Source organism: Pelomonas sp. KK5 (assembly GCF_001984095.1).
Lineage (GTDB): Bacteria > Pseudomonadota > Gammaproteobacteria > Burkholderiales > Burkholderiaceae_C > KK5.
Genome location: NZ_LYVQ01000355.1, coordinates 1 through 4,150 on the forward strand (window position 1 = coordinate 1; position 4,150 = coordinate 4,150).

Consider the following 4,150-nt stretch of genomic DNA (forward strand, 5'->3'; position numbering starts at 1 on the left):
CTGAACGCGGCGGTGGAAGCCGCGCGGGCCGGCGAGCAGGGCCGCGGCTTCGCGGTCGTGGCCGGCGAGGTGCGTTCGCTGGCACAGCGCTCGGCCGAGGCGGCCAAGCAGATCAAGGACCTGATCGGCGACAGCGTCGGCAAGGTCGAGTCCGGCGCGCGGCTGGTGGCCACCGCCGGGCAGACGATGGGCGAGATCGTGGCCTCGGTGCAGCGGGTGTCCTCGATGATCGGCGAGATCACGGTGGCCTCGTCCGAGCAGTCGGACGGGATCACGCAGGTCAACGAGGCGGTCGTCCAGCTGGACCAGATGACGCAGCAGAACGCGGCGCTGGTGGAGCAGAGCACGGCGGCGGCCGAGTCGCTGCGCGAGCAGGCGCGGCAACTGGCGGAGGTGGTGCAGACCTTCCGGCTGGAAGGACGCTGATCAGCCGACCAGGTTGGCGAGCGTCAGCAGGGCCAGCAGCAGCATCCACAGCACGACCGAGCGCCACACCAGCGCCACGACGCTCTGCAGATGGCCCAGCTGCGGCAGCGCGCCCGGGGTCGAACCATCGGCGCCGGTGGCGTCGAGATCCACGCCGGAGTCGAAGGTCTTGCTGCGGTCCGGCGTCACGCCCGGCGCCGCGGCGCCGCCCAGTTGCAGGCCCAGGGCGCCCGCCGCCGAGGCCAGGATGATGCCCTCGTTGGCGTGCAGCCAGAGCGAGGCATCCCGCCGCCATCCGTTCACCGCTTCCTCGAAGTTGCCGACGATGGCGAAGCCGGTGGCGGTCATGCGGGCGGGAATGTAGTCGATCCAGCCGAACATGCGGCGCGAGAGCTGCATCAGCCGCTCGTTGGTGGGCGCATCCAGCGTGCGGCTGTTGAAGGCCCAGAAGCGGCCGGCGAACTCGGCCATGCGGTACAGCACCGCGCCGGCCGGGCCGAGGCCCACGGTGGACAGCACGACGAACCAGAAGAACACGCCGAACACGTGGCGGTGCGCGGCCAGCAGCGAATGCTCGATCACATGGCGCAGCAGTTCGGTGCGCGGCAGCTCGCTGGCGTCCAGGTGGCGCCAGGCCGAGAGCAGGCGGCGGGCTTCCATGTCGTCGCCCTGCTCCAGCGCATCGCGGATGTCGGTGAAGTAGTGGCTGAACTGGCGGAAGCCCAGCGTGAGGTACAGGATCACCACGTCGAAGACCAGCGCCAGCACGAAGCCGAGGTAGTGGCGCAGCAGCAGGTGCACAGCGGCCGCGACGGCCGCCGGGCCGGTCACCGTGATGAGCCAGACGATGGTGGAGTGATGCTCGTCGCCGGCGTCGAAATTGCGGCCGGTCCAGCGCACCCAGCCGATCACGGCCTGGTGGATGCTGTTGCCATGTCGCAAGGGTTTGAGCTGCTCCAGCAGCAGGGCCAGCAGGACCGCAAAGAAGTTCATGCGGCGCCGCCCGGCCGCCCGAAGGCGCTGCGCGCCCCCTCGGGGGGCAGTGAACGAAGTGAACGTGGGGGCTTCATAGGCCCGGGATGATAGCGGCGCGGGTGTGGCGTTTTCCCCTTAGGCCGAGAGGAAGCGATAGAGGTTGCGCAGCATGGAGGCCGTCGCGCCCCAGATGAAGTACTCGGTCCCGCCTTCCACCCACGGCATCGAGAGGAAATGCCGCGTGCCGCCGTCGAATTCGAAGCGCCGCCGCTGATGCTGCGACGGGTCCATCAGGAAAGCCAGCGGCACCTCGAAGGCCTCGGCCACCTCGAAGCCGTCCAGCGCTAACGTGAAGCCCGGACTGACCAGGGCGATGATCGGCGTGACGTGGAAGGAGGTCACCGTGGCATACAGCGGCAGGCTGCCGATGATGTCGATGAAGCGGGCCTCGAGGCCGATCTCTTCCAGCGTCTCACGCAGCGCGGTCGCCCTCGGGTCGGCATCGTCCGGCTCGGCGCGGCCGCCGGGGAAGCTGATCTGGCCGGCGTGGGCCCGCAGGTGGTCCGTGCGTTTCGTCAGCAGCACGGTGACACCCTCGGGCCGCATCACCAGCGGGATCAGCACCGAGGCGGCAGCGGGCGGCTTGTTGGCGAACACGCCGCCGTCGCCCGGGAACTCGGGCTGCCACAGCGGCGGGTCGGCGAAGCGGCTGCGCAGCGCATCGGGGGTCAGTCGATCAGCAGGGACTGCCGGGAGGTGCGCGTCGGTGCCTTCGACGGGCTGGGCGCTGGCATTGAGAATCGGAGGACGGATCATCAGGAACGAAGCATAGGTCCGGAAACAAAAAAACCGCCACGAGGGCGGTCTTTTTGTGAGTCGCGTCCGATCAGGACAGCTTCTCCTTGATACGAGCCGACTTGCCCGAACGCTCACGCAGGTAGTACAGCTTGGCGCGACGGACGTCACCGCGGCGCTTCACTTCGATCGAAGCGATCAGCGGGCTGTACAGCTGGAACGTACGCTCCACGCCTTCACCGCTGGAGATCTTGCGGACGATGAACGAGGAGTTCAGGCCACGGTTGCGCTTGGCGATCACGACGCCTTCGTAGGCCTGCACGCGCTTGCGGGTGCCTTCGACGACGTTGACGCTGACGATCACGGTGTCGCCAGGGGCGAAGGCCGGGATGGTCTTGTTCAGGCGAGCAATTTCTTCTTGCTCGAGGGTTTGGATCAGGTCCATCTGTTTCTCCTAGTGATCGTGGCGGCGTCTGGGTTTCTTTATGAGCGTTCTGAACTGAACACTCGACCCACCAGAGGATCGGACAGCCCGCTAGTATAGCCGGGAATTCAGGGTTTGCCCAGCTGCGAGAGGAATCGCTCGTCCGCCTTGCTGAGCTTGCCCGCCGCGCGGGCCGCCTCGATCAGTTCGGGCCGTCGCTCGAACGTGATTTCCAGCGAACGTTCGCGGCGCCAACGCTCGATGTTGGCGTGATGGCCGGACATCAGCACCGCGGGGACCGGCTGGTCCTCGAAGACCTCGGGCCGGCTGTAGTGCGGGCAGTCGAGCAGGAAGCCGTCGGAGAAGCTGTCCTGCTGGTGCGAGGCGGCATCGTTGAGCACGCCGTCCTGCAGCCGCGCGACCGCGTCCAGCATGGCGATCGCAGGCAGTTCGCCGCCCGACAGCACGAAGTCGCCCAGGCTCAGCTCCAGCGTCACATGACGATCGAGGAAGCGCTGGTCGATGCCCTCGTAGCGGCCACACAGCAGGATGCCGCCCTGCCCCTGCGCCAGTTCCTGCATCAGGGCCTGGTCCATCTTGCGGCCCGTCGGGGTGAAGTGGATGACGGCAGGCGCTTGCTCTTCCTCGCCACGATCGGCCTTCACGGCCGCGAGCGCACGCTCCAGCGGCTCGACCAGCATGACCATGCCGGGGCCGCCACCGAAGGGGCGGTCGTCGACGCGGCGATAGTTGTTGTCGGCGAAATCGCGCAGTTGCCACAGGCGCACGTCCACCTGCTTCGACTCGAACGCACGGCGGCTCACGCCCTGGTTGAGAAACGGCCCGAACAGTTCGGGGAACAGCGTGATGGCGTCGAAACGCATGGACTTCAGTAGTCCAGGCCCCAGTCGACGGTGATCAGGCGCTGCTCAAGATCCACGTCGTCGACGAAGGCGGCGACGAAGGGCACCAGGCGCTCCTGGTCGGGCTTCACCGGCGCGGTCAGGCCGGCGGGGATGATGCGCAGCACGCTGTGCGGGCCGGTGTCGAGCAGGCCTTCGACGGTGCCCAGGGCCTCGCCCTGGCGGTTGACGACGGACAGGCCGATCAGGTCGACCCAGTAGTACTCGTCGGGATCGGCGCTCGGGAAGGTCGAGCGGGACACGAAGATGCGCGCACCGCGCAGCGCCTCGGCCCCGTTGCGGTCCGTGACGCCCTGGATCGTGGCGACGATGCCCTCTCCATGGTCACGCACCGAGGTGATCTTGATGAGCCGGGGAATGGCCGCCGCCTTGGCAGGCTTGGCCATCATCGGCTTGTCGGTCTCGGGCGGCTGGAGGAACCAGCGCCGGGAACCGAACAGCGCCTCGGCATCGGCGGAGTAGGCTTGCACCTTCACCCCGCCCTTGATGCCCCAGGCGTCCAGCACGCGCCCGACCTCGATCGCGTCGTCAGGCCAGGCCGCGTCATCGGCGGCGGCAGAAGTCTTGGCGATCGATTCGGTCATGGCAGCGGGCTGGCAGTCGGCAG

The 4,150-nt window shown here is 68.0% G+C and carries 6 protein-coding genes; 1 reads left to right on the forward strand and 5 read right to left on the reverse strand.

Features of this window, described 5'->3' with window-relative positions; genetic code table 11:
* The coding region (locus B0W88_RS30095; protein WP_233151896.1) for a methyl-accepting chemotaxis protein at positions 1-426 on the forward strand (426 nt) is incomplete at its 5' end.
* Here the strand turns inward: B0W88_RS30095 and B0W88_RS30100 are convergent.
* The 5 genes from B0W88_RS30100 to rimM all read right to left on the reverse strand — a co-directional run bounded on the left by B0W88_RS30100 (position 427) and on the right by rimM (position 4,127).
* Positions 427-1,419, reverse strand: a complete 993-nt coding sequence (locus B0W88_RS30100; protein ID WP_077038192.1) for a CobD/CbiB family protein — start codon at positions 1,417-1,419, stop codon at positions 427-429. It abuts the gene before it with no gap.
* A 117-nt stretch (positions 1,420-1,536) separates the two neighbouring features.
* The gene (locus tag B0W88_RS30105) at positions 1,537-2,217 is read right to left on the reverse strand and encodes a CoA pyrophosphatase (RefSeq protein ID WP_077038193.1); all 681 of its coding nucleotides are present in this window, start codon (positions 2,215-2,217) and stop codon (positions 1,537-1,539) included.
* A 70-nt stretch (positions 2,218-2,287) separates the two neighbouring features.
* Positions 2,288-2,641, reverse strand: coding sequence for a 50S ribosomal protein L19 (gene rplS / locus B0W88_RS30110; RefSeq protein WP_077038194.1), 354 nt, complete (start codon positions 2,639-2,641; stop codon positions 2,288-2,290).
* Between the two features lie 107 nt (positions 2,642-2,748).
* Positions 2,749-3,504 (reverse strand): tRNA (guanosine(37)-N1)-methyltransferase TrmD, encoded by a 756-nt coding sequence (gene trmD / locus B0W88_RS30115; RefSeq protein ID WP_077038195.1) that lies wholly within the window; start codon positions 3,502-3,504, stop codon positions 2,749-2,751.
* 5 nt (positions 3,505-3,509) lie between these two features.
* Complete coding sequence (gene rimM, locus B0W88_RS30120) at positions 3,510-4,127, reverse strand: ribosome maturation factor RimM (RefSeq protein ID WP_077038196.1); 618 nt, start codon at positions 4,125-4,127, stop codon at positions 3,510-3,512.
* Positions 4,128-4,150: the final 23 nt, after the last annotated feature.